Origin of the sequence: Aeromicrobium alkaliterrae, assembly GCF_039529015.1 — a bacterium.
GTDB classification, from domain to species: domain Bacteria; phylum Actinomycetota; class Actinomycetes; order Propionibacteriales; family Nocardioidaceae; genus Aeromicrobium; species Aeromicrobium alkaliterrae.
This window is the reverse complement of the sequence record NZ_BAAAME010000002.1, coordinates 41,963-63,194: the sequence shown is the minus strand read 5'-3', so window position 1 is coordinate 63,194 and position 21,232 is coordinate 41,963. Positions and strand designations below refer to the sequence as shown.

The following is a 21,232-nucleotide window of genomic DNA, read 5'->3' as shown; positions in this document are numbered from 1 at the left end:
CGTGGCCGCGGCCGTCACGACCGAGATCGGCGGTCGGCAGCTCCGGCTGACCCACCCCGAGAAGGTCCTCTACCCGGCCACGGGCACGACCAAGGCCGATGTCATCGAGTACTACGTGACGATCGCGCCCTACCTCCTGCCGCACGTCGCGGGCCGCATCGTGACGCGCAAGCGATGGGTCGACGGTGTCGGCACGGAGCGCAGGCCCGGCGAGGTGTTCTTCGAGAAGAACCTCCCCGACTCCGCGCCGGACTGGATCCCACGCGTGCCGATCGAGCACAAGGCCCGCACCACGACGTACCCGCTGTTCGCCGAGCCGGCGGCGCTGGCGTGGGCGGGGCAGGTCGCGGCGCTCGAGCTGCACGTGCCGCAGTGGCGGGTCGGTGCGAGTGGTGAGCACCTCAACCCCGACCGGCTCGTGCTCGACCTCGACCCAGGGCCGGGCGTCGGACTGGCCGAGTGCGTCGAGGTCGCCAAGCGCGCCCGCGCCCTGCTGAAGGACATCGGCCTCGACCCGGTCCCCGTCACGAGCGGCAGCAAGGGCATCCACCTGTACGCCGCGCTCGACGGCACGAACGACGCCGACGGCATCAACGCCTTCGCCAAGCGGGTCGCGGAGGCGCTCGAGGAGGAGCTGCCCGACCTCGTGGTCTCCTCGATGCGCAAGTCCGACCGGAAGGGCAAGGTCCTCGTCGACTGGAGCCAGAACAACGGGGCGAAGACCACGATCGCGCCCTACTCGCTGCGCGGCCGCGACGAGCCGTTCGTCGCGGTGCCCCGCACGTGGCGCGAGCTGGGCGACCCCGACCTGCGACACCTGCGGCTCGACGAGGTCCTCGCGCGGATGCGGCGGCGCAAGGACCCGCTGGCGCCGCTGGGTCACGAGGTCGAGGAGACCGACCGCCTGCAGGCCTACCGCTCCAAGCGTGACGCCGGGCGCACCCCCGAGCCGGTGCCGAAGGGCCGCCCGACCGGCTCCGGCGAGGGACGGATCTTCGTCGTGCACGAGCACCACGCGAGCAGCCTGCACTGGGACCTCCGTCTGGAGCGCGACGGCGTGCTGCGCTGCTGGGCCCTGCCCAAGGGCGTGCCGGACGACCCGAGGCGGAACCGGCTGGCCGTGCCGACCGAGGACCACCCGCTCGAGTACGCGACGTTCGAGGGCACGATCCCGAAGGGCGAGTACGGGGCCGGCGAGTCGCTGATCTGGGACGACGGGACCTACGAGACCGAGAAGTGGAACGACGGCGAGGTCATCGTGACGCTGTCCGGTCGCGACGGCGGCGGGCTCGGCGGCGAGCGTCGGATCGCTCTCGTCCGCACCGGCAAGAACTGGCTCGCACACGCCATGGAGCCACGCTCCCGCGCCCGGGTCGCCTCGCGGCACGCGGTCGAGCCGATGCTCGCCTCGCCCGGCACCGCCGACGACCTGCAGGGGGACGACTGGGCCTTCGAGATGAAGTGGGACGGCGTGCGCACGATCGCGGTCGTCGACGGAGACGACGTCGCCCTGCTCAGCCGCACGGGGCGCCAGGTCGCCGGCACGTACCCCGAGGTCGCCGAGGCCCTCGCGACGCTCGCGCCCGCGAAGCCACTGGTGCTCGACGGCGAGATCGTGGCGCTCGGCCGCGGCGGCGCCCCGGACTTCGGTCTGCTCCAACGGCGCATCCAGCTCGCCGACGAGGCGGACGTGGCCGCAGCCCGGGAGGAGGTGCCGGTGAGGTTTCTGGTCTTCGACGTGCTCCGCGCCGGTGGACGCGACCTCACGTCGAAGGGGTACGCGCAACGGCGGGAGGAGCTGGCCGGGCTGGCGCTGGACGACCTGGACTCCGTCGAGGTGCCGCCAGCCTTCACCGGGACGCTCGAGGAGGCCGTCGCCGAGAGCCGTGAGCGCGGGCTCGAGGGTGTCGTCGCCAAGCGCACGGACTCGACGTACCTGCCCGGCAGGCGGTCGAGGTCCTGGGTCAAGCTCAAGCACCAGAGGTCGCAGTCGGTCGTGATCGGCGGGTGGCGACCTGGCAACGGGCGCCGCTCGGGCGGGGTCGGCTCGCTGCTGGTCGGCATCCCCGAGGACGGCGGCCTGACCTACGTCGGTCGGGTCGGCACGGGATTCACCGAGCGCGACCTCGAGCACCTCACCGGCCGACTCGGCCGACTCGAGCGCAAGACCTCACCCTTCGACGAGGTCCCGTCGGACGTGCGGAGGGACGCCCGCTGGGTGACGCCGCGGATCGTCGGCGAGGTCGTGTTCAGCGAGCTCACCGGCGACGGCCACCTGCGCCACCCCGTCTGGCGGGGCCTCCGCACCGACGTCGACCCCGCCGACATCGTCCGCGAGTGACCCCGCCCGGACCGGCTTCGGGCCCTGAGGTGCGAGGAGGAACGACGAGCCTCGAAGGGCATGCCTCAACCCTGCTCCGGCGGCGGCTTTCCGCCGCGCCGTCGCGACAGGGGCGGCAGCAGCTCCCACTCGCCAGCGATCAGCGCCTCCTTCTTGGCCCTCGACCACCCGTGGATCTTCCGCTCCCAACCGTAGGCCTCACGGACGCTCGGAGTCTCCTGAGCCCACACGCAGACGACGGGTAGTCGGTCGCGGGTGTACACCGCTCCGCCGCCATCGGCATGCTGCTGAAGCCGGTGCCCGAGGTTGCGCGTGCTGCCGACGTAGTACGACCCGTCGGCGCACCGGAGGATGTAGACCGCTGCCATCGGCCCAGCACAGCGGGTCCGGCGTTGTGACGAAAGTCGTCATCCACAGGTGCCCCCTTCGAGGCTCCTTCGTCGCACCTCAGGGGGCGGTCGTTCCGGGCCCTGAGGTGCGAGGCGGTCAGATGCGGGGGCCTCGGGCTCCGACGACCTCGACGATCTTCGCGTTGAACGCCTCGAGGTCGTCGGGGTTGCGGGAGGTGATGAGGTCCCAGTCGTTGCCGGGGCAGTGGAAGACGGTCTCGTCGACCCACGTGCCGCCGGCGTTGGTGATGTCGGTGCGCAGCGACGGGAACGACGTGAGCGTCTTGCCCGGGAGCACCGCGGCCTCGACGAGGGCCCACGGACCGTGGCAGATCGCCGCGACGGGCTTCTTCGCCTCGACGAACGCCGTCACGAGCGCGACCGAGGCGGCGTCCGCCCGGACGTGGTCGGCATTGACGGTGCCACCCGGGATCACCAGGGCGTCGTAGTCGGCGACCTGCACGTCGGCGATCGCGACGTCGGGGTCGAAGGTGCTGTCCTTGTCGGTGTCACCGACCATCGACTGCACCGGCTCGACCTTCGGCGCGGCGTGGACGGCGGTGCCGCCCGCGTCGCGGATCGCGGCGAGGGGCTGCTCGAGCTCGGCCTTCTCGACGCCTTCCTGGGAGGTCAGGACGAGGATCTTCGTGCCGTTCAGCGTGCTCATGGGGGCTCCGTTTCTGATCGAGGTAGGTCGTCCAGGGAGTACCCCGTCGACGCTACCCCTCACGCAAGGAGCGGCCCGGACATGCGAAAGGAGGGGAAACCATCCCCTCCACTCCCAAGGTATAGCGCGAACGGGGGCTTGCCGCAAGACCCCCTCCGGGGCGCAGAATGTGCGGCTGTCACCGGAATTCGAGGGGAGACGGGGCTTCATGACCCACACGCACGACACGATCTTCCACCTGCCCGAGCGGCTCGCGGCGAAGGCCGACGACGCCCTCGTCGGCGACGACGAGCGGCACTTCGCCCGCATCGCGACGTCGCTCGAGACGCAGATCAGCGATCACGCCGAGCGCCTCGACGCGGCCCGGCGCCGACCCACCCGCGGCGGCACCGAGGCGCTCGAGCGCGACCAGGAGATCCACCACCTGACGTCGCGGCTGCGCGTGCTGCGTCGGTTCGGCGTCGACCTCTGCCTCGGCCGCATGGTCACGACCGACGGCGAGCACGTGCACGTGGGCCGCCTCGGCCTGACCGCGGCGGGTGGTGAGCAGCTCCTGGTCGACTGGCGCTCCCCCATCGCCGAGCCGTTCTTCGGCGCGACGCACGCCGACCCGATGGGCCTGGCGAGCAGGCGCCGCTACCGCTGGACCCAGGGTCGGGTCAGCGACTACTGGGACGAGGCCTTCACCGCCGACGGACTCGCCTCGCAGGTCGCTCTCGACGACCAGTCGGCCTTCATCGCCTCGCTCGGCAGCAGCCGATCGGACCGCATGCGCGACGTGCTCGGCACGATCCAGGCCGACCAGGACGCGATCATCCGCGCCGGGTCCACGGGTGCCCTGGTGATCGACGGCGGCCCGGGCACGGGCAAGACCGTCGTCGCCCTGCACCGCACCGCCTACCTCCTGTACTCCGACCCGCGCCTCGGCCACCGCCGCGGCGGGGTGCTGTTCGTCGGCCCGCACGCGCCGTACCTGGCGTACGTCTCGGACGTGCTGCCGAGCCTCGGCGAGGAGGGCGTGCAGACGTGCACCGTGCGCGACCTCGTCCCGGAGGGGCGCGGCGCCCGTCGCGAGACGGATGCCGAGGTCGCGCGTCTGAAGTCCGGCATCGGGCTGCTGCGCGCGATCGAGCCGGCCGTCGCGCTGTACGAGGACCCGCCCACCTCGCCGCTCACGATCGAGACGCCGTGGGCGGACGTGCGGCTGAGCGTCCAGGACTGGGCCGAGGCCTTCGGTGCGGCGGAGCCCGGGACGCCGCACAACGAGGCACGCGACCAGGTGTGGGACGCCCTGGTCGCGATCGTCGCCGACCGGCTCGAGCAGGAACCGACCGAAGGGCTGCGGCGCTCGCTCGACCGGAACCGTGACCTCCGCGACGTCTTCGACCGCGCCTGGACGATCGTCGAGCCGGCCGACCTGGTCGCCGACCTCTGGACCGTGCCGGCCTACCTGCGACGGTGCGCCCCGTGGCTCTCGCCTGAGGAGGTGCGCCTGCTCCAGCGCGAGGACGGGTACGCCTGGACCGACGCCGACCTCCCCCTCCTGGACGCGGCCAGGCTCCGGCTCGGCGACCCCGACGCCTCGGGGCGACGACGCCTTCGGGACGACACGGCAGCGGCCGAGCGCGAGCGCAGGAGCCAGGTCGTGGACCACCTGATCGCGACGGACGACTCCGAGCTGATGCTGATGTCGATGCTCAAGGGCGAGGACCTGCAGGCGTCGCTCGACGACTCCTCCCTGGTGCCCGACGCCGACCCGGACCTGCTGGCCGGCCCCTTCGCGCACGTCGTGGTCGACGAGGCGCAAGAGCTCACCGACGCGGAGTGGCAGATGCTGGTCGCACGGTGCCCCTCGCGCAGCTTCACCATCGTGGGCGACCGGGCGCAGGCACGGCACGGATTCGCCGAGTCGTGGCAGGAGCGGCTGGCCCGCGTCGGGCTGCCCCAGGTCGAGCTCGCCTCCCTCACGATCAACTACCGCACGCCCGCCGAGGTCATGACCGAGGCGGAGCCCGTCATCCGCGCGGCGCTCCCCGACGCGAACGTGCCCACCTCGATCCGCAGCACGGGGGTTGCCGTGAGCCGCGGTGACGTGACCGATCTCGACGAGGTCCTGTCCGCGTGGCTCGCCGAGGCCGACGACGGCGCCGCGTGCGTGATCGCTGCGGAGCCACGCGAGGTGCCGGCCGATCCCCGGGTCCGGTCGTTGACGCCGGAGCTGGCGAAGGGCCTGGAGTTCGACCTCGTGGTGCTCCTGGAGCCGGAGTCGTTCGGCGGCGGCGTCGCCGGAGCCGTCGATCGCTACGTCGCCATGACCCGCGCGACACAGCGGCTCGTCGTGCTGGACTGAGGTCGGCGCTCGTCCGGTTGCCGGGGTTGGGTGCGCGTGGTTCCGTGGAAGGGACTTCCCGGTTGAGCTCGCAGCCGCTCCAGTCCGAACCTCGGGACGTGCCATGTCAGTCTCACTCGACCTCGAGGAGCAGTCGCGCCGGCTGCTCACCGAAGCCAGGACCCACCGGCCGCAGGAGCGCGAACGCCTGGAGAACCAGGTCGTCGAGGACCACCTGGTCCTGGCGCGCCGACTCGCCCGCCGCTACCGCGGCCGCGGCGTCGCCGACGACGACCTCGAGCAGGTCGCCCGCCTCGGTCTGCTGCAGGCCGTGCGCCGCTTCGACGTCGACCAGGGCCCGTTCATCGCGTTCGCCGTGCCGACGATCCTCGGCGAGCTGCGCCGTTACTTCCGCGACCACGCGTGGGTCGTCCGCCCCGGCCGTCGGATCCAGGAGGTGCAGGCGGCAGCCACGAGGGCGCGCGACGACCTGCGCTCGGAGCTGGCCCGCGAGCCCACCACCGCCGAGGTCGCCGTCGCGATCGGCCGTCCGGTGACCGAGGTGAGCGAGGCCGACACCGTCAGCGGGGCGTACGCGCCGCGGTCGCTGGACGCGCCGACGCCGGGCGGCGACCTCTCCCTCGCACAGTCCTGGGGCCAGGAGGACCCGAACCTCGCCCTCGCCGAGGATCTCGCGACGGTGGGCCCGGCGATCCGGGCGCTCGACGAGCGCGACCGCCACCTGCTCCGACTGCGCTTCGGCGAGGACCGGAAGCAGAAGGACATCGGGGACGAGCTCGGCATCTCCCAGATGCAGGTCTCGCGTCGACTCACGGCGGTGCTGGCGCGGCTGCGCGACGCCGTCGACGACACACCGATCGCCAGCTGATCCACCCGAGGAGAAGAGGAAACGTCATGACCGTCGCACCGCCCAACCCCGACCCCGACCACCCGCCCGTCAAGCCGACACACCCCGAGACCCCGCCGGCGGACCCGGCGATCGAGCCCGGCCTGCCGGCACCGGATCCGGACGTCGACCCGGCCGGATCTCCCGGCGGTGACCCCGTCCCGAGCGACCGCCCGAACGGCTGACCAGATCGATCCGGTCCCCGGCCGAATGCGGTCCGGGTGATCGGGTACGACTCAGACACGGTCCGGCTGTCCCGCGGGATATCCAGTCCGAGGCCCCGACAGTCAAGCCCACGGCTGTCGGGGCCGCTTCACGTCGTCAGAGGCGGTTGAGCACCGTGACCATGTCGTCCTCGGTGTCGGTGCCGATCTTCTCGAACACGAGCTTCACGAACGGGGTCGCCAGCTTCGCGGCACCCTTCATCTCGATCTCCGCGGTGTAGGTGATCTCGCTCCCGGCACCGGACGGCAGGACCTCGATGGTGTCGGTCGTCGACGCGGTGTCGTTCTCGCCGGCGAACACGACGCGGGAGTCGCTCAGGTCGGTCAGCTCGTAGACGAGCTCGGTCGAGACACCGGCGATCTTCGAGACGTTGTGCCAGCGGGTCCCGACCTCGACCGGTCCGTCGTCGATCTGGCGGCACTCCTCGGTGCCCGGGTCCCACTCCTCGGCGTGGGCGAAGTCCTTCAGGTAGTCGAGGACGACAGCAGGGGTCGGCTGGACGGTGAACGTGCGGCTGATGGTGGTCATGGGCACGGAGTACCCGACCGGGCCCGGACGAACCAGTGCTCAGGCCAGCGAGGCCAGGAACGCCTGGGCCGCGGGACTCGGGTTGAAGTCGCTCCAGGCGAGGTGCTCGCTGCGGGTGGGTCCGTCGGCGACCGGGATCGTGACGACGTCGTCGGCCGCGTCGTCCAGGAACCGTGACGGCAGCAGGGCGACGGCCAGGCCGTGGCGGACGAGGTCGACCATGGGCCCGGCGAGCATGACCTCGAAGGCGACGTCGCGATGCAGACCGGCCGCGGCGAACGCGACGTCGCTCTGCAAGCGCCCCGGGCTGCCCGCGGGGAAGTCGACGAAGGTCTCGTCCACGAGATTCGCGAGGCGGACCCGTCGGCGACCCACGAGCGGATGGTCACGCGCGACCGCCAGCACGGCCCGGTCGTCGGCGAGGTGCCGCCAGGCCACGCCCCGGGGCTCCCTTCCGCGCGGCAGCCCGAGCAGCGCCACGTCGACCTCCCCCGCAGCGACAGCGGTCTCGAGCTCGTCGCTACCCGCCACCCGGAGCCCGATGCGCACGCTCGGGTGACGTCGGTGGAACTCCCCCAGCGCCGCCGGGACGTCGAGCGCCGTGACCGTCGGAATGACGCCGATCGTCAGCCGTCCGCGGACCTGACCCTCGGCGGCAGCGGCGTCGACCCCGGCGCGCTCGGCCGCCACCAGCGCCTCCCGTGCCGACGGCAGGAACGCCGTGCCCGCGGCCGTCAGCTCGACCCGCCGACTCGTGCGCGCGAACAGCGTCACCCCCAGCTCGCGCTCCAGCGCCTTCACCTGGTGGCTCAACGCCGACTGGACGACGAAGCACTGTGCCGCGGCGCGCGTGAAGCTCGACTCCTCCGCGACCGCGATGACGTACCTCAGCTGCTGGAGCTCCATGGATCCATCGTGATAGCAGATGGATGTGATGACAAGCATGTTCTGGACTCATGCATCGCGAGGCAGGAGCATCGAGGCATGACCTCACCGACCACCTCGCGCGCCGGGCTCACGGCCCTGACCGCCGTCGCTCCCGCGGTCTGGGGCTCGACCTACGTCGTGACGACGGAGCTGCTGCCACCGGACCACCCGCTGTTCGCCGGCCTGCTGCGCGCGCTGCCGGCCGGCGTCCTCGCCCTGCTGATCGCGCGGACCCTTCCTCGCGGCGACTGGTGGTGGAGGTCGGCGGTGCTGGGCACGCTGAACATCGGCGCGTTCTTCCCCCTGCTCTTCGTGACCGCCGGGCGCCTGCCCGGCGGGGTCGCCGCCACCCTGGGCGCGGCGCAGCCGATCGTGGTCGCCCTGCTCGTCGTGGTCGTGCTGGGCGAGCGGCTGTCGCCCTGGCGTCTGGGGTGGGGGCTCTTCGGCGTGCTCGGGGTCGCGCTCGTCGTCCTCGGACCCGGCGCGACCCTCGACCCGGTGGGCGTGGCCGCCGGTCTGGCCGGCACCGTCTCGATGGGGCTCGGCGTCGTGCTCACCAAGCGGTGGGGGCGCCCCGACGGCGTGGGACCGATCGCCCTCGCAGGATGGCAGCTGACGGCCGGTGGGCTGGTGCTGCTCGGGCCGACCGCGCTGATCGAGGGGGCGCCTTCGGGGATCGACGGGCGGGCCGTCGCCGGCTACCTCTGGCTCGGACTCGTCGGCGGCCTGCTCGCCTACACGATCTGGTTCAGCGGCATCCGCCACCTCCCCGTCACGGCCACCGCGCTGCTCGGCCTGCTCTCACCGCTCGTCGCGGCCGCGCTCGGCGCCCTCGTCGTCGGGGAGGCGCTCACGGCACTCCAGGGCCTCGGGTTCGCCGTGGCGCTGACCGCGATGCTCGCCGGTCAGATCGGGGTCAGAGCCTCCGCCAGGCCACCACGATCGCGACGACGGTCACCGCGAGGACCGCGAGCTGCGGACCGCGTGAGACCGCACCCTGCTTGGCCTGGGCCGCGACGTTCGCGGGGCTGACCTTCGCGCCGAGCGCGTCGACCGTGTCGGCCAGCTGCTCACGGGTCTGCTCGATGTCGGCGCGGATCTCCTTCGCGGAGGATCCGGGTCCGGGACGGTCGCTCATGCGTGCTCCCCCTTCGCGGCAGCCAGGTCCTTCTTGACGTTCTCCGCCGTGTGCGGCGGGCCGACCTCCTTGACCTGCTTCACGCCGAGCAGGGCTCCGAGCCCGGCGAGCGCGAACAGGATGCCGGCGACGATGAGCGCCGCCAGCCACACGTCGACCAGGAGGGCGAAGGCGGCGATCGCTGCCGCCACCAGCGCGCCGACGCCGTAGGCCGCGAGCAGTCCGGTGGCGCCGAAGAGTCCGGCACCGATGCCGGCGTGCTTGACGCTCTCGCGCACCTCGGCCTTGGCCAGCTCCACCTCGTCGCGCACGAGCCGGCCGGTCTGCTCGGCGAGCTGGGCCGTCAGCTCCCCGACCGTGGGCTCGCGCGCGTCGCCCTCAGGCATCGTCGGCCTTCGCCGGGTTCTCCGGGGTGCCGGGCAGCGGGTCGCCGTGCACCTTCGGGGTCTGGCCGGACGGTGCGCCCTTGACCGAGGTGTCGGGCGCGGGCACGTCGTCGGACGTCACGACGTCCTTGACCTTGTCCTTCGCGGTCACCGCGGCCTCCGCGGCCTTCTCGGCCGCCTGCTGCGCCGCGGCCTGCGCCTTCTCCTTCACGACGGGCGCCTGCTGCGCGGCGTAGTCCTGGGCCTGGTGGGCCGCCTTCTGCACGTGCGGGTCGCTCTTGACCCGGCCGGCGGCGGACACGATCTGCTCGTACCGCTCCCGTCCGGCCCGTGCTCCCAGCACGTAGCCCACGGCGGCAGCCCCCAGGATCGTCGTCTTCCTGAGCATGGTTCCTCCCGAGGTCCTGCCGACGGTCACGGTCGCGCCGGTCCTGCTGGACGTACCCCTCGACCCTTGCACCAATCACGGCACGTCGCAGTCCGAGACGGCTCTGACAGACTGGCCGGACGTCGTCGATCGAGGGAGATCACATGCAGCAGGTCAGGGCCGTCATCGCACGATCGAAGGGGGCTCCGGTCGAGCTCGTCACGATCAACGTGCCCGATCCCGGTCCGGGCGAGGCCGTGGTGCAGGTGCAGGCGTGCGGGGTGTGCCACACCGACCTGCACTACCGCGAGGGCGGCATCAACGACGAGTTCCCGTTCCTGCTGGGCCACGAGGCCGCGGGCGTCGTGGAGGCCGTGGGTGAGGACGTCACCGACGTCGCCCCGGGCGACTTCGTCGTGCTGAACTGGCGGGCCGTGTGCGGCGACTGTCGCGCGTGCAACCGCGGTGAGCCGCAGTACTGCTTCAGCACGTTCAACGCGACGCAGAAGATGACGCTCGAGGACGGCACGGAGCTCTCCCCCGCGCTCGGCATCGGCGCGTTCGCCGACAAGACCCTGGTCGCCGCCGGCCAGTGCACCAAGGTCGACCCGGAGGCCCGCGCGGCGGCCGTGGGCCTGCTGGGCTGTGGCGTCATGGCGGGCATCGGAGCCGCCATCAACACGGGTGGTGCCACGCGTGGTCGCTCCGTCGCGGTCATCGGCTGCGGCGGTGTGGGCGTCGCCGCCATCGCGGGTGCCGCGCTCGCCGGGTCCAGCCCTGTCATCGCGGTCGACATCGACGCCGCGAAGCTCGAGACGGCCAAGCAGCTCGGCGCCACGCACACGGTCGACTCCTCGAAGGTCGACCCGGTCGAGGCGATCAAGGAGATCGCCGCTCAGACCTACCCCGGCGCCGAGGGCGCCGACATCGTGATCGAGGCCGTGGGCCGCCCCGAGACCTGGAAGCAGGCGTTCTACGCCCGCGACCTGGCGGGCACCGTCGTCCTCGTGGGCGTGCCCACCCCGGACATGACCGTCCCGGAGCTGCCGCTGATCGACGTGTTCGGCCGCGGCGGATCGCTCAAGTCCAGCTGGTACGGCGACTGCCTGCCGAGCCGCGACTTCCCGATGCTCGTCGACCTCTACCGCCAGGGGCGGCTCGACCTCGACGCGTTCGTGACCGAGGAGATCGGCATCGACGCGGTCGAGGCCGCCTTCGAGCGCATGCACCACGGCGACGTGCTGCGATCGGTCGTGGTGCTCTGATGACCGCCCGCATCGACCACGCCGTCACCTCCGGCACGTTCAGTCTCGACGGCGAGACGCACGAGGTCGACAACAACGTCTGGATCGTCGGCGACGACACCGAGGTCGTCGTGATCGACGCCCCGCACTCGGTCGACGCGATCCTCGCCGCCGTCGGCGAGCGCACGATCACGGCGATCCTCTGCACCCACGCCCACGACGACCACGTGCGGTTCGCCCCCGAGCTGCGCGAGCGCACCGGTGCACCGATCTACCTGCACCCCGACGACCGCGAGGTCTGGGAGCTCACGCACGGCGACGCGATCATCTGGGACCACGACCTCTCCGACGGGCTGGCGATCGAGGTCGCCGGCACGAGCCTGACGGTCCTCCACACACCGGGGCACGCCCCCGGAGCGGTGTGCCTGCACGCGCCCGACCTCGGCGTCGTGTTCACCGGCGACACGCTGTTCAACGGCGGGCCCGGTGCGACCGGCCGCTCGTTCAGCGACCGACCCACGATCGAGGCCTCGATCCGCGCGAAGCTGTTCGCCCTGCCGGACGAGACCGTGGTGCACACCGGCCACGGCGACGACACCACGATCGGCGCCGAGCGGGTCAACCTCGACGCCTGAGCCTCGAAACGCTGGTCGGCGGCGCTCCGTCAGACCTGCTCGTCCTCGTCAGGGTCGTCCTGCTCGACGTCCGGGTCGACGACGGCACCGTCGTTGCGCTGCACCGGCTCCGGTTCGGACGGGTCGGAGGAGAGGCGCACCGAGTCGGGCGTCGAGTCGACGGCCATCGCGTCCTCCACGGTCCAGTCCTTCGCGTCCTTCTGGTCCAGCTTCTTGTCCTGGTTCTGATCCTGGGTGCTCATGCTTACGGGGGTACCCGCCGGGTGCAGGCTCACACCTGCGCGAGCCGCTCGATCCTGCGCAGGGCCAGGGCCACGACCGGCGCGTAGGCCGGCGCCCAGACCGGGATGCCCATGCTGAGTCGCGCACCGGCACCCGAGGCCTCGACGGCGTGGGTCGTGGCCGGGACGCCCGCGACCTTCCACGACCACCGGCGGCCGGGCACGACGGTCGTCAGCTCGAACGGCAGCGGCGGCCCCACCGCGGGCCACACGCGTCCCGTCGCGCCGGTCACGAACTCCCCGTCGATCTCGGCTCGGCGCACCGTCGGACCCCAGAGGGGCCAGGCGTCGAGGTGCGTGAGAAGGGTCCAGACGCGGTCCGGGTGCGCGGCGATCGTGCGCTGCAGCGTGATCATGAGGCGGGCGTGTTGAGGAACCACCGGTGGCCGAACGGGTCGCGGAACACGGCGACTCGGCCCGCCGGGCCCGCGTCCTCCGGGCCCCGGTCGAGCGTCACGCCGTGCGCGACGACCTGGGCTGCTGCGGCGTCGCAGTCGTCGACCGTGAGGTGCAGGGTCACGGCGGCTCCCCGGTCCGCGGCGGGCGCCGCGACCCCGGCCGAGTCGAACTCGTCCGACATCATCCAGCGGGCTCCGGCTACTTCGAGCTCGCAGTGACCGACGCGCCCGTCGTCCATCAGGATCGGGTCCATCACGACCTCGGCCCCGAGCACGGCGACGTACCAGTCGATCGCGGCGCGGGCGTCTGCGACGCAGAGGTACGGCGTCAGCTCCGACATGGGACCTCCTGAGGGTTGATCCGACGGTAGCCCCGGCCCCGCCGAGGCGCGACCGCAGCGCGGCCCACACCGGAGCTGTGGACAGCCGGTCGCGTGCGGTGGCTCGGTCCGCGACGATCCTCTCCACCGGCTTGGGGCGATATAGATCAGGGGCTATCATGAGTGGAACGTGGGAGGTGCACCTGTGGGCGGATGTCGAGGCGTAGGTCCTCTCGCTCGACGACAGCTCCTTCGTTCGCGTCGCCGCAGCGATCGACGTGCTGGCCGCCGAGGGGCCCACCTTGGGTCGGCCCCTGGCGGACCGGGTCGCGGGATCGCGTCACCACCACATGAAGGAGCTTCGCCCCGGAGTCTCCGGTCAAGCGGCGATGAGGATCCTGTTCGCCTTCGACCACCGACGCCGGGCGATCCTTCTCGTGGCGGGCGACAAAGCAGGCCGGTGGAAGCGGTGGTACGACGACTCCGTACCCCTGGCCGACCAACGGTTCGACGAGTGGCAGGCGACCAACCATGAGGAGTGACATGCCGACGACACCCTGGAGCGACGTCCGAGCACGCCGGGCGATCGACGAGTCCACCGTCGCACTCGAGACCACCCGCATCCACGACGAGCAACGGGCATACCGGCTGCGTGAGCTGCGTGAGGAGCTCGGCATCACGCAACGTGAGCTCGCCACACGCCTGTCCGTGACGCAGCCGACGATCTCTGCGCTCGAAGCCGGACGGCTCGACCGATCCGGGCTCGCCACCCTCGTGGCGTACGTCCAGGCCCTGGGCGGAACAGTCGAGGTCACCGCCACCTTCGGGGACCGCCGACTCGTCCTGACGTCCACCGACTGACCGACTCACCCGCTCAGCCAGCGTGCTGGTTCTCGGGGCGCGGGAGGCCGAGGTGGTCGCGCAGGGTCGTGCCGGTGTAGCCCTCACGGAACAGGCCGCGCTCGCGCAGGATCGGCACGACCGTCTCGGCGAACGTGTCCAGGCCACCGGGCAGGTACGGCGGCATGACGTTGAAGCCGTCGGCGGCCCCGTTCTCGAACCACGTCTGCACGTGGTCGGCGACCTGCTCGGGCGTGCCCGCCAGGACGCGGTGCCCACGCGCTCCCGCGAGCGTGTGCAGCAGCTCGCGCAACGTCGGCTTCTCACGTCGCACGATGTCGGCGTAGACCTGCGTGCGGCTCTTGCTGTTGTCGGTCACGTCGCCTGCACCGGCGAACGCCTCCTCCGGCACGCGCTCGTCCAGACCGACGTGGTCGAGATCGATGTAGGCGAAGTCCTTCAGCTGCATCAGCCCGAACGCCGGCACGGTCAGCTCGTTCAGCTCGGCGTGCAGGCGACGCGCCTCCTCCTCCGTGCCGCCGATGATGGGGCTCAGCCCCGGCAGGATCTTGACGTGGTCCGGGTTCCTCCCGCGCGCCGCAGCCTGCGCCTTGATGTCGGCGGAGAAGGCCTGCGCGTCCTCGATCTGCTGCTGCGCCGTGAAGATCGCCTCGGCGTACTTCGCGGCGAAGGCCCGGCCGTGGTTCGACGATCCGGCCTGCACCAGCACCGGGTAGCCCTGCGGCGGGCGCGGGGTCGTGAGTGCTCCGGCGACCTGCACGTGCGGGGTGCGGATCCCGGGCTGGTGGATCCGCGCCGGGTCGAGGTACTGGCCCTTCTCCCGGTCGAGCCGGATCGCGTCGTCCTCCCACGAGTCCCACAGCCTCAGCACCGCGTCGACGTACTCGTCGGCCCGCTCGTACCGGGTCGCCGCGTCCGGGTTGGCGTCGAGACCGAAGTTGCGGGCCGCCGCCGGCGAGTCGGTCGTGACGATGTTCCACCCGACCCGCCCGCGCGACAGGTGGTCGAGGCTGGCGAGCGACCGTGCCAGCGCCCACGGGTGCGAGTACGTCGTGGACGCCGTGCCGATCAGCCCGATCCGCTCCGTCACGGCCGCGATCGTCGCGAGCGTGAGGAGCGGGTCGAGCCGGCCGGCGGAGTTGAACTCGATGTTGTCGTCGAGCTTCGGGATGTCGGCCAGGAAGACCGCGTCGAACGCCGCCGCCTCCGCCGTGCGCGCCAGGTCGGCGTAGAACCCGGGATCGAACATGCGGTCCGGGGTCGAGGCCGGGTAGCGCCAGGCCGCCTCGTGGTGGCCCGAGGCGAGGATGAACAGGTTCAGGTGGAGCTGACGACGGTCGTCGGTCACGGGGTGGCGGCTCGCTCTCAGAAGTAGGTGTTGTCGGGCAGGGTCTCGCCGTTGACCAGCAGGTCGCCGATCGCCCGGTTCTTGAAGCGCACGGGGTTGTGCGAGACGACGGTGCGGATGTTGCGCCAGTGCCGGTCGAGGTTGGCCGACCGCTTGACCGCCGAGGCGCCCCCGCCGTCGAACAGGGCCGTCGCGGCCCGCAGGCCGAGGTCCTGCAGCACGACCTGCGCCTGCGACGCGCGCAGCGCCGCCTCGTGCACGACCGCGTCGTCGGTGCGACCGTCGCTCACGGTCGCCGGGATGCGCGCCAGCACGTCGGCGGTCTCGAGCACGAGGGCCGTCGACGCCGACGCGAGCGCCGAGATCTCGCCGACGACCTCCTGCAGCACCGGGTCCTCGCGCGGCAGGTCGGCCGATCCGTGCGTGAAGCTGCGGCCGCGACCACGGATCAGCGTGATCGCGTCGTCGAGCACCGACTGCACGTTCCCGGCGACGACCGCGTTGAGGTAGTGCTGGTAGAACGGGCCGAGGTGCCAGCGCGGGATCGTGCTGAGGTCCTCCGGAGGCAGCGTGACGTCCTCCGCGTCCACCCGCGCGTCCTCGAAGCGGGTCGTGCCCGTCGCGGTCAGCGACTGGCCGAAGCCGTCCCAGTCGTCGACGACGTGGATGCCGCTGTTGTCCAGCGACAGCAACGCCTGCACGGGGAGACCGTCGGACGTGACGCCCGTGACGAACGTGTGGTCGGCGTAGAGCGTGCCGGTCGAGTAGTACTTCGTGCCGTTGATGACGAAGCCCTCGGCGTCCGGGGTGAAGGTCGTCGACTTGTTGTAGTCGCCGGCGTGCGTCGCCCCGAGCTCGTTGTTGCCGTTGCCGAACAGCTCGCCGGCCACGACCCGTCCGAGCCACTTCTCCCGACGCGGCGACGCGGGCCACAGCAGGATGTCCTCGACCGTGCCGTAGTGCGCGCGCAGCAGGTGGCCGATGTTGGAGTCGGCGTGGCTCAGGCGCGCGACGAGCTCGAAGAGCTCGCGGACGCTCGCTCCCCCACCGCCCTCCGCCACGGGCACTCGGAACGCTCCCAGGCGCGCCTGCTTGATCCAGTCGATCTGCTCGAACGGAGCCGTCTCGTTCGCCTCCCGCTCGGCAGCGCCCGCGGCGATGCGCGTCAGCAGCTCGTCGAGCTCGGCCGAGCCGGGACGCACGGCGACCAGGGCCGCCTCGGTCGCGGTCATCGCGCCTCCGCCCGCGCCAGCAGGGCGACGACCGCGTCGGCGATGCCCTGCGGCTGCTCCTCCTGCACGAAGTGCACGCCGGCGCCGCCCGCGTGGACCTCGAGGTTCGCGACGTTCTCGCGGATCCACTCCACGATCGTCGGGGTCACGAGGAATCCGGGCTCGTAGGTCAGCAGCGTCTTCGGCACGTCGGTCGACGACGCGAGCCAAGCCTCGTTGCGGGCGAGGTACTCGACGCTCGAGGCCGGGTCGCCGTCGATCGGCAGGTTGCGCGGGAAGCGGATCAGGTGCGTGCGCGACTCCGGCGTCGGGAACGGCGCCTGGTAGACCGCGAGGTCGGCCTCCGCCAGCGGGGTGAGGAAGGCGCCGGGCAGCACCGCGGTCAGGAACAGGTTGTCCTCGACCACGAACTTCTCGCCGTCACCGGGGGTACGGATGACCCGCTGCGCCCCGACGAACGCCTCGGGCAGCGCGCTCGACTCGATGTCGCGGATGACGGGCTCGGCCAGGAGCACGGCCTTGACCCGATCGGCGTGACGCGACGCCCAGGAGACGCCGAACGCGGCGCCGTAGTCCTGCAGCACCAGCGTCACGTCACGCAGGTCGAGCGCCTCGAACCAAGCGTCGAGGTAGCGCTCGTGGTCGGCCAGGTCGTACGCGATCTCGGGGCGGCCGGAGTCGCCGAAGCCGATCAGGTCGGGGGCGATCAGACGGCCGCGACCAGCCAGCAGGCCGAACAGGTGCCGGTACAGGTACGAGCTCGTCGGGCTGCCGTGCAGGAAGACGATCGGGTCGCCCTCGCCGGCCTCGACGTGGTGCAGGTGGGAGTCGAGCACGGGCACGTCGACGCTCTGGGCGCCGGGGCCGAAGGCCTCGATCGGGATCGTGCGGGCGGTGGTGTCGGTCATGGGGTTCTCCTCAGGGTGTCAGGGGGGGAATCAGAAGGCGGTGTGGTCAGAAGGCGGTGTCGTCAGAAGTACGTGTTGTCGGGGAGGTCGGTGCCGTTGACGACGTGGTCGCCGATCACCTGCGCCTTGAGGCGCGTGGAGTTGTGCGAGGCGAGCGTGCGGATGTTGCGCCAGTGCCGGTCGAGGTTGGCGACCGTCCGCGTGGCCGACGCGCCGCCGACCTCGAACAGGGCCGTCGCGGCCTCGAGCGCCAGGCGCTCGACCGCGATCTTCGCCTCGGCCACACGCCGCCCGGCCAGCTGCGCGACGTCGCCGTCGAGCTCGCCACCGTGCAGGCGGGCGTCGACCTCGTCGAGCAGCGTCGCCGCGTCGAGCACGATCGAGCGCGCGGCGAAGGCCTTGGCGCTGATGTCGCCGACCTGCTGCAGCAGCACCGGGTCGTGGCGGGGCAGCTCGGTGTTGCCGTGCGTGATCCCGCGGCTGCGGCCCTGGACCAGCGCGATCGCGTCGTGGCTCGCGGCCTCGAGGTTGCCCGCGATCACGGCGGTCAACCAGAGCTGGAGGAAGGCCCCGATCGCGAGGCGCGGCGGGGGCTCCTCCCCCGGCAGCACGATCTCGGCCGCGAGCACCGGGGTAGCGTCGAAGTGGGTCGTGCCGCTCCCGCTGGCCCGCTGGCCGAAGCCGTCCCAGTCGTCGACGACGGTGATGCCCGGGCGGTCCAGCGGTACGAGCGCGCTGGCGGGCACGCCCGCGTCGGTCACGCCCCACACCCACACGCGGTCGGCGTAGAGCGTGCCGGTCGAGTAGAACTTCGTACCCGTCACGGTCCAGTCGTCACCGGTCGGCGTGAAGGTCGTGGCGAGGCCCGCGAAGTCGCCGGCGGCCGCGCCGGTCGGCTCGGTGATGGCGTTGCCGATCACGCTGCCGCCGACGATCGTCGCGAGGGCCGCGTCGCGCCCCTCACCGGGAGGCGTGAAGCGCAGGCCCTCGACATACGCGAAGTGGGCGCGGAGCGCCTGCGCCACGTTGGAGTCGACCCGGGCGAGGTCGACCAGCGCGGCGAAGGTCTCGCGCAGGGTCGCACCCGCGCCGCCGTGCTCGGCCGGCACGCGCAGATGGAGCAGCCCGGTCTCGCGCAGCCGGTCGACGACGTCGTGCGGACGCTCCTCGGACGCCTCGCGGGCGGCGGTGTCAGGGGTGAGGGCGGTCAGCACCTCGGTCAGCTGGGTCACGTCGGCTCCCTCTCTCGTCTCGGACCGCACGTCACTTGCGCGGTGAAAATGAGATTACGAACGTCGAGACCTGGCTCCCGGGTCTTCTTGCATCGCGGGACGAGCCCGCCGATGACAGGTGGGGGTGCTACACGCGCGCGTTCCCCTCCTCCCCCGCCGGGCGCGTGGGACTTGGCACGATGACCCCATGACCTCCCCCGCGGACCCCGACCTCGAACGGCTCCAGGAGTCGATCGCCTGGCTGATCCGCCTGGGCGAGTTCCACCGGTTCCACCGCGGCGAGGCCGGCGGTGCCGAGTCCGACGGGCTCGTGCTCGACCGCACCGGCTTCCTGCTGCTCTCCCGCCTCGAGGACGGCGAGCCCCTCACGATGGGCGAGATCGCCGAGGCGCTCGACCTCAGCCCCTCGACCACGACCCGGCGGGTCGTCCCCCTGGCCGAGGCCGGCCTGGTGGCCCGCGAGCGTCACCCCGAGAGCCACCGCACGGTGGTCGTGACCATCACCGACGCCGGGCGGGAGCGGGTCCGCGCCGTGCGCCAGGCCCGCGTCGTGTCGCTGCGGGAGACGTTCCGCGACTGGCAGCCCGACGCCCTCGGGACGCTGGCCGAGATGATGGAACGTCTCGCCGACACTCTCTCGATCGAGCTCGTCGGCGAGACGTTCGCAGACCGTCACCTGCGCGGCATCTGAAGCCTCAGGCGTCGACGCTGACCTTCTTCTCCTCGGCCTCGGCGTAGTGCCCGGCCAGGTGTGGACGGTGCAGGTTCTCGCCCTCGATGTCGACGTTCGGGATGATCCGGTCGAGCCACGTCGGCAGGTACCAGGCCTTGTCGCCCATCAGGTACATCAGCGCCGGGATCAGCATCATGCGCACGATGAAGGCGTCGAAGATGACCGCCGCCGCGAGCGCGAAGCCCATCGACTGGATGATCGGCTCGTCCATGAAGATGAAGCCGGCGAACACCGCGGTCATGATGAGCGCCGCCGCCGTGACGACTCGCGCACTGTTGCGGAACCCGTCGACGACCGCCTCGCGAGGCGAGGCACCGTGGACGTACGCCTCGCGGATGCGGGTCACCAGGAAGACCTGGTAGTCCATCGCCAGGCCGAACACCACGCCGATCAGGAAGATCGGGATGAAGCTCACGATCGGCTGGCCCGGGAACAGCCCGAACATGCCCTCCTGGAACAGGGCGACGGTCGCTCCGAGGGTGGCCAGGACCGAGAGCAGGAAGCCCAGGGTCGCGGTCAGGGGCACCAGGATCGAGCGGAACACCATGACGAGCAGCAGGAACGCCAGGCCGATCACGATCGCGAGGTAGATCGGCAGCGCGTCGGCGAGCTTCTGCGACACGTCGGTGCCGATCGCGGTCATGCCGGTCACGCCGACCGTCGTGCCGGTCTCGGCCTCGATGTCGGCCTCACCGTCGCGCAGCGTCTGCAGCAGGTCCTCGGTCGCGGTGTCCTCGGCGGCCGAGGACGGCTCGACCAGGATCATCGCGCCGTTCTCGTTGCTCGTGGCGACCATCGCGGTGGTGACGTCGTCCTGCGATCCGGCCCAGGCGGCGACCGCCTGGTACGCGGCCTGCTGCTGCTCGGGCGAGGCAACGTCGCGGGCGTCGACCACGATCAGCATGGGCGAGAGACGGCCGGGGCCGAACGCCTCGGTCACGAGGTCGGACGCCTCGCGCTGCGTGGTGCCCTGGGCTGCCGTGCTGTCCGACGGCAGTGCCAGGTGCATGTCCTTCGCGGGGATCGCGAGGGCACCGAGGCCGACGACCACGATGACGACCGCGGCGATCGGCGCCTTGCCCAGGAGCCGCGCCCAGCGGACGCCGTTGTTGAGGATCTTGCCGTCGGCCTCACGGCGCGGACGGTAGCGGCGGAACGTGCCACCGAAGGCCTTGGACTTCAGCAGGCCCAGGATCGCGGGCAGCAGCGTCAGCGCCACGAGGACGGCGACCGCGACGGTGACGGCCGCGCCGATGCCCATCGCGGTCAGGAACGAGATGCCGACGACGCTGAGGGCGACGAGGGCGATGATGACGGTCAGGCCGGCGAACACGACCGCCGAGCCGGCGGTGCCGACGGCGACGCCGATCGCCTCCGCGCGGTCGTCGGTGTGCTCGAGCTCGCCTCGGTACCGGGCCAGGATGAACAGCGCGTAGTCGATGCCGACCGCGAGGCCGAGCATGCTCGCCAGCGCCGTCGTGCTGGACGGCACCTCGGCGAACGCCGTCATCGCGGTGATGCCGGTGATGCCGATACCCACGCCGATCGCCGCCGTGAAGATCGGCATGCCGGCCGCGACCAGCGAGCCGAACGTCAGCGCGAGGATCACGAGCGCGAGGGCGATGCCGATGAGCTCGGACGACGCGCCGTGCTGCTCCATGACCTGCATGCCGGTGCCGGACACCTCGACCGTCAGGCCCGCGTCGCGCGCGGTGTCCATCAGGTCGACGACCTCGTCCTGCATCGCCGGGGTGACCTCGAGCGCCGAGGGCTTGTCGAACGTGAAGGAGATCGTGCCGATCCGGCCGTCCTCCGACAGCGGCGTCGCCGAGGCGA

At 71.9% G+C, this 21,232-nt stretch carries 23 protein-coding genes and 2 pseudogenes; 10 read left to right on the top strand and 15 right to left on the bottom strand.

The window, feature by feature from the left end; all coding sequences use genetic code 11:
• Position 1: 1 nt before the first annotated feature.
• On the top strand, positions 2–2,341 hold the full coding sequence (locus ABD127_RS01230; RefSeq protein WP_344196866.1) for an ATP-dependent DNA ligase: 2,340 nt from the start codon (positions 2–4) through the stop codon (positions 2,339–2,341).
• A 65-nt stretch (positions 2,342–2,406) separates the two neighbouring features.
• Here ABD127_RS01230 and ABD127_RS01225 read toward each other — a convergent pair whose 3' ends face one another.
• Together ABD127_RS01225 and ABD127_RS01220 are read right to left on the bottom strand one after the other, a co-directional pair.
• Positions 2,407–2,709, bottom strand: coding sequence for a GIY-YIG nuclease family protein (locus ABD127_RS01225; RefSeq protein WP_344196864.1), 303 nt, complete (start codon positions 2,707–2,709; stop codon positions 2,407–2,409).
• A 118-nt stretch (positions 2,710–2,827) separates the two neighbouring features.
• On the bottom strand, positions 2,828–3,397 hold the full coding sequence (locus ABD127_RS01220) for a type 1 glutamine amidotransferase domain-containing protein (RefSeq protein ID WP_344196862.1): 570 nt from the start codon (positions 3,395–3,397) through the stop codon (positions 2,828–2,830).
• A gap of 208 nt (positions 3,398–3,605) precedes the next feature.
• Here ABD127_RS01220 and helR point away from each other — a divergent pair, with 208 nt between their 5' ends.
• The 3 genes from helR (at position 3,606) to ABD127_RS01205 (ending at position 6,818) form a co-directional block, all read left to right on the top strand.
• Positions 3,606–5,747, top strand: a complete 2,142-nt coding sequence (gene helR / locus ABD127_RS01215; protein WP_344196860.1) for an RNA polymerase recycling motor ATPase HelR — start codon at positions 3,606–3,608, stop codon at positions 5,745–5,747.
• A 103-nt stretch (positions 5,748–5,850) separates the two neighbouring features.
• Entirely contained in the window at positions 5,851–6,615 is a 765-nt protein-coding gene (locus tag ABD127_RS01210; RefSeq protein ID WP_344196858.1) for a sigma-70 family RNA polymerase sigma factor, read from the top strand.
• Between the two features lie 26 nt (positions 6,616–6,641).
• Entirely contained in the window at positions 6,642–6,818 is a 177-nt protein-coding gene (locus tag ABD127_RS01205) for a hypothetical protein (protein ID WP_344196856.1), read from the top strand.
• Between the two features lie 136 nt (positions 6,819–6,954).
• On the opposite strand, the gene ABD127_RS01200 is transcribed toward ABD127_RS01205, so the two are convergent.
• Positions 6,955–7,386: an SRPBCC family protein gene (locus tag ABD127_RS01200; protein WP_344196854.1), complete on the bottom strand. Its 432-nt coding sequence runs from the start codon at positions 7,384–7,386 to the stop codon at positions 6,955–6,957.
• A 39-nt stretch (positions 7,387–7,425) separates the two neighbouring features.
• Positions 7,426–8,292: a LysR substrate-binding domain-containing protein gene (locus tag ABD127_RS01195; RefSeq protein WP_344196852.1), complete on the bottom strand. Its 867-nt coding sequence runs from the start codon at positions 8,290–8,292 to the stop codon at positions 7,426–7,428.
• A 78-nt stretch (positions 8,293–8,370) separates the two neighbouring features.
• Between ABD127_RS01195 and ABD127_RS01190 the strand changes: the two genes are divergently transcribed.
• Positions 8,371–9,345 carry an EamA family transporter gene (locus ABD127_RS01190; RefSeq protein ID WP_344196850.1) on the top strand — a complete coding sequence of 325 codons (975 nt, stop codon included), beginning with the start codon at positions 8,371–8,373 and terminating at the stop codon, positions 9,343–9,345.
• A 7-nt stretch (positions 9,346–9,352) separates the two neighbouring features.
• Here the strand turns inward: ABD127_RS01190 and ABD127_RS01185 are convergent.
• From ABD127_RS01185 to ABD127_RS01175, 3 genes and pseudogenes are all read right to left on the bottom strand, one after another.
• Positions 9,353–9,451 (bottom strand): annotated as a pseudogene (locus ABD127_RS01185) (DUF3618 domain-containing protein); the annotation flags it as partial.
• Entirely contained in the window at positions 9,448–9,837 is a 390-nt protein-coding gene (locus ABD127_RS01180) for a phage holin family protein (RefSeq protein WP_344196848.1), read from the bottom strand. The pseudogene ABD127_RS01185 and the gene ABD127_RS01180, both read right to left, overlap by 4 nt.
• The gene (locus ABD127_RS01175) at positions 9,830–10,225 is read right to left on the bottom strand and encodes a hypothetical protein (RefSeq protein WP_344196846.1); all 396 of its coding nucleotides are present in this window, start codon (positions 10,223–10,225) and stop codon (positions 9,830–9,832) included. Before ABD127_RS01175 ends, ABD127_RS01180 begins: the two co-directional genes overlap by 8 nt.
• A 143-nt stretch (positions 10,226–10,368) precedes the next feature.
• On the opposite strand from ABD127_RS01175, the gene ABD127_RS01170 reads away from it, so the two are divergent.
• Positions 10,369–11,469 carry an S-(hydroxymethyl)mycothiol dehydrogenase gene (locus ABD127_RS01170; protein WP_344196844.1) on the top strand — a complete coding sequence of 367 codons (1,101 nt, stop codon included), beginning with the start codon at positions 10,369–10,371 and terminating at the stop codon, positions 11,467–11,469.
• A complete protein-coding gene (locus ABD127_RS01165) occupies positions 11,469–12,083 on the top strand; it encodes an MBL fold metallo-hydrolase (protein WP_344196842.1) in 615 nt (204 codons plus the stop codon). The genes ABD127_RS01170 and ABD127_RS01165 overlap by 1 nt, the downstream gene beginning before the upstream one ends.
• A gap of 29 nt (positions 12,084–12,112) precedes the next feature.
• Here the strand turns inward: ABD127_RS01165 and ABD127_RS01160 are convergent, their stop codons facing one another.
• From ABD127_RS01160 to ABD127_RS01150, 3 genes are read right to left on the bottom strand one after another with little or no spacing between them, the layout of a single operon-like run.
• The gene (locus ABD127_RS01160; RefSeq protein WP_344196840.1) at positions 12,113–12,325 is read right to left on the bottom strand and encodes a hypothetical protein; all 213 of its coding nucleotides are present in this window, start codon (positions 12,323–12,325) and stop codon (positions 12,113–12,115) included.
• 29 nt (positions 12,326–12,354) lie between these two features.
• Positions 12,355–12,720: an SRPBCC family protein gene (locus tag ABD127_RS01155; RefSeq protein ID WP_344196838.1), complete on the bottom strand. Its 366-nt coding sequence runs from the start codon at positions 12,718–12,720 to the stop codon at positions 12,355–12,357.
• Positions 12,717–13,103, bottom strand: coding sequence for a VOC family protein (locus tag ABD127_RS01150; RefSeq protein WP_344196836.1), 387 nt, complete (start codon positions 13,101–13,103; stop codon positions 12,717–12,719). Before ABD127_RS01150 ends, ABD127_RS01155 begins: the two co-directional genes overlap by 4 nt.
• Before the next feature lie 224 nt (positions 13,104–13,327).
• On the opposite strand from ABD127_RS01150, the pseudogene ABD127_RS01145 reads away from it, so the two are divergent.
• Together ABD127_RS01145 and ABD127_RS01140 are read left to right on the top strand one after the other, a co-directional pair.
• Positions 13,328–13,624: pseudogene (locus tag ABD127_RS01145) on the top strand (type II toxin-antitoxin system RelE/ParE family toxin); the annotation flags it as partial.
• Position 13,625: 1 nt separating this feature from the next.
• Positions 13,626–13,943, top strand: coding sequence for a helix-turn-helix domain-containing protein (locus tag ABD127_RS01140; protein ID WP_344196834.1), 318 nt, complete (start codon positions 13,626–13,628; stop codon positions 13,941–13,943).
• Between the two features lie 13 nt (positions 13,944–13,956).
• On the opposite strand, the gene ABD127_RS01135 is transcribed toward ABD127_RS01140, so the two are convergent.
• The 4 genes from ABD127_RS01135 to ABD127_RS01120 form a co-directional block, all read right to left on the bottom strand.
• A complete protein-coding gene (locus ABD127_RS01135) occupies positions 13,957–15,291 on the bottom strand; it encodes an LLM class flavin-dependent oxidoreductase (protein ID WP_344196832.1) in 1,335 nt (444 codons plus the stop codon).
• Positions 15,292–15,308: 17 nt separating this feature from the next.
• The gene (locus tag ABD127_RS01130) at positions 15,309–16,523 is read right to left on the bottom strand and encodes an acyl-CoA dehydrogenase family protein (protein WP_344196830.1); all 1,215 of its coding nucleotides are present in this window, start codon (positions 16,521–16,523) and stop codon (positions 15,309–15,311) included.
• Positions 16,520–17,431, bottom strand: coding sequence for a haloalkane dehalogenase (locus ABD127_RS01125; RefSeq protein WP_344196828.1), 912 nt, complete (start codon positions 17,429–17,431; stop codon positions 16,520–16,522). The genes ABD127_RS01130 and ABD127_RS01125 overlap by 4 nt, the downstream gene beginning before the upstream one ends.
• Positions 17,432–17,493: 62 nt before the next feature.
• Positions 17,494–18,663 (bottom strand): acyl-CoA dehydrogenase family protein, encoded by a 1,170-nt coding sequence (locus ABD127_RS01120; protein WP_344196826.1) that lies wholly within the window; start codon positions 18,661–18,663, stop codon positions 17,494–17,496.
• A gap of 187 nt (positions 18,664–18,850) precedes the next feature.
• Between ABD127_RS01120 and ABD127_RS01115 the strand changes: the two genes are divergently transcribed.
• The gene (locus ABD127_RS01115; protein ID WP_344196824.1) at positions 18,851–19,354 is read left to right on the top strand and encodes a MarR family winged helix-turn-helix transcriptional regulator; all 504 of its coding nucleotides are present in this window, start codon (positions 18,851–18,853) and stop codon (positions 19,352–19,354) included.
• A 4-nt stretch (positions 19,355–19,358) separates the two neighbouring features.
• Here the strand turns inward: ABD127_RS01115 and ABD127_RS01110 are convergent.
• A partial coding sequence (locus ABD127_RS01110; RefSeq protein WP_344196822.1) for an MMPL family transporter occupies positions 19,359–21,232 on the bottom strand: 1,874 nt, incomplete at its 5' end.